Origin of the sequence: Pseudomonas sp. HY2-MNA-CIBAN-0224 (assembly GCF_040310285.1) — a bacterium.
Lineage (GTDB): Bacteria > Pseudomonadota > Gammaproteobacteria > Pseudomonadales > Pseudomonadaceae > Aquipseudomonas > Aquipseudomonas helleri.
The window spans coordinates 1-290 of the sequence record NZ_JBEOPQ010000374.1 but is presented as its reverse complement, the minus strand read 5'-3'; the positions used below and the strand labels follow the sequence as shown (position 1 = coordinate 290).

Below are 290 nucleotides of genomic sequence, written 5' to 3'. Positions count from 1 at the left end.
CTGGGGCGAAGGGTAGCCAAATACTCCAAAGCCCACTGCCCGCCCAGCCCCGGCGCCGGCCCGGCGTGGATCGAGCAGCAACAGCGCACGCTCAACGCCCAATACGACTGCGGCCAAAACATCTACGGCTGGGACGGCGACACCCTCGCTTATGAAACGCGCTACAGCGACAACCCCGGCGAACGACGCCTGATCCACTACTTCTACGAACCAGGCAGCTTCATCCCCGTCGCCCAAACCGTCGAAAACCGCAACCTGTCGCTAGTGCGCGAGCCAAGCCATGAAAACGG

General features: G+C 63.1%; 1 protein-coding gene. It reads left to right on the top strand.

Annotated features, from left to right (window positions below; genetic code table 11):
• Positions 1–290, top strand: a 290-nt coding sequence (locus AAEZ03_RS26800) for a hypothetical protein (protein ID WP_350582827.1), incomplete at both ends; no start/stop codon positions are given.